The 2,066-nt window shown below is 35.2% G+C and carries 3 protein-coding genes; all 3 read right to left on the bottom strand.

What is annotated here, in order from left to right; all coding sequences use genetic code 11:
- Positions 1–747 (bottom strand): glycoside hydrolase family 76 protein (locus VFS71_RS08555; RefSeq protein WP_326400581.1); only part of this gene is annotated, 747 nt, incomplete at its 3' end.
- A 58-nt stretch (positions 748–805) separates the two neighbouring features.
- Positions 806–1,930 (bottom strand): SusE domain-containing protein, encoded by a 1,125-nt coding sequence (locus VFS71_RS08550; protein WP_326400579.1) that lies wholly within the window; start codon positions 1,928–1,930, stop codon positions 806–808.
- Positions 1,931–1,958: 28 nt separating this feature from the next.
- Positions 1,959–2,060, bottom strand: coding sequence for a RagB/SusD family nutrient uptake outer membrane protein (locus tag VFS71_RS08545; protein WP_326400582.1), 102 nt, complete (start codon positions 2,058–2,060; stop codon positions 1,959–1,961).
- Positions 2,061–2,066: the final 6 nt, after the last annotated feature.

Raw genomic sequence — 2,066 nt, 5'->3', positions numbered from 1 at the left:
AAAAACCCAGTCTTTATTGGTAGTAATTACACCATTTGTTTCTGAAATATTATCCCATACAAGCCCTGTTAAAGGATCAACAAGGTTCTTTTTCTGCCAGGCATAAATTTTCTTGGCCCATTCCAAATCTGCAGGATCCTTATCAATTTCGTACAATCTCATGGCAAGAATAGCAGCAGGACCATTAGATACTGCATTTTTTTGCATTGGCGTATCTTGTTTCCAGGTGATACCTCCACCAAAAACATCACTCCAGCTTAATTTTATTCTTTCCCATAAAAAATCAGCGACATCTTTATACTCCTGATCTTTTGTTGCGTCATAAGCACGAAGACTTGAGTTGGCAAGCCAAAGCATATCATCGTTAAAAACGTTATTATAAGTGTTTCCGTTTTTTACTTTAATTCCTTGTAGCAAAGCTTTCATTTTAGGGATATAGCTTTCATTACCCGTTCTTAAATATCCATCAACAAGGACATCCAATACGTGTGCATTAGGCCAATAATGAAAAGTGCTGTTTCCTGTATTATTCTGTACATAAGTTCCGTTAGAACCTAAATAAGTATTAGTGGTAGCAAGCTGTAAAGAATCTGCTGTTTTTGCCCAGGTATATTCAAATTCAGGAGCAACCGTACCATTAGGATCACGTAACGGAATTGGATCATCATCACAAGATGTAGTCAATAACCCCAATCCGGCAATAGATAAAAACAGGATACTATAACTTTTTGAAAAAAATCTTTTCATACTATTATTATTTAAAAAACGTCTCTCAAAGATAATCCCTGAGAGACGTCTTGATTATTTATAAAATTGTAAAACTGTGTGTGTATGCTGTTGCAGCTGCACTAAAATTAATTTCTGCATTTACATTACTATTATCAATTGCAGTGGCAAATTTGAAACAGTTGTTCCAGAAATCATTAGTAACCGGTACCATGTACCAATATGATGCAGCAGTACTAGCGTCTGGTCTGTTATTGTCTCCATTAACGCTGCCATACCATTCTTCAGATGTAGTTGTACCATTTACTACTGTAAATTTGAATTTGTAACGCTCATCTTTACCCCATGATTCTACTTTGAAATCAATGTGTTTGTTAGCTGCTTTCCAAATACCTCCACCAGAGTAAGTATATTCAAATAAATAAGCGCTAAGTGGTGGGAACCATAATTCAATCTTTTTGATTTCGGTCATAGTCGTTGAACCATCGCTGAAATCAACTTTTATTTTATACACTTTACTATCTCCGGCGTATGTTGTAGCTCCATCTTGTTTTAACTTAGCATCACTGATATAAAATACTTCAGGAGTACCATTTTTTCTTGTTATAAATTTGTAGCTACCTGCTTTTAGTTTTGTGTAAATTTCAAATGAAGTAGCGCCTGTTTTTTTGAAAGACTGCGCATCTGCAACAGTTTCTCCATTTTCAGAAGCAGTACCTGTAATAAACAACTGATCCGGAGTTGGGAAACCACCTGGTCTCTGAACTTCGATAATACCTGATACTGAAGATTTCTGAACATTTAATCCTTTAGTAGAATGTACCGTCCATTTTAACTTTCCGATACTTTCAGATTGAATTCCAGCCATTTCAGCAATTTTGTTCAGCTCAGTAAAAGAAATGTTCAATTTGTTTTGAAATCCTTTTCCATCTGATGGAATGGTGTAAACCGGTTTAGAGAAATCGCCGCTTTCACGATCAAAAACTACATCGTACAGTACCGCTCCGTTATCTTCTGCTTTTGCAGCTTCCCACTCAAAAATAGCAGAACTTTGTGCTCCAAGATCAAAAAATTTATTATCAGCTGGGGAATATAGGGCATTAACAGCACTTACATTCGTGTGGCTCATTGTTTCGTCGTTGTCACAGCTTACAAGAAATACCGCGCAAATAACTATTAATAGTTTTGAATATATATTTTTCATGTTATTGTTTTTTTAGATTTGAATTATTTTACCAGTTTGGATTTTGAGATAAATTTGGATTAATCAAGCGTTCGTCTCTTGGTATTGGCCATAAATAATGTTTATCCGGATCAAAAGTTCTTAAATTCACTCTTAA

It is taken from the genome of Flavobacterium sp. (genome assembly GCF_035760125.1).
GTDB lineage: Bacteria > Bacteroidota > Bacteroidia > Flavobacteriales > Flavobacteriaceae > Flavobacterium.
The sequence above is the reverse complement of the archived record's forward strand: the minus strand, read 5'-3'. Positions and strand labels throughout refer to the sequence as shown.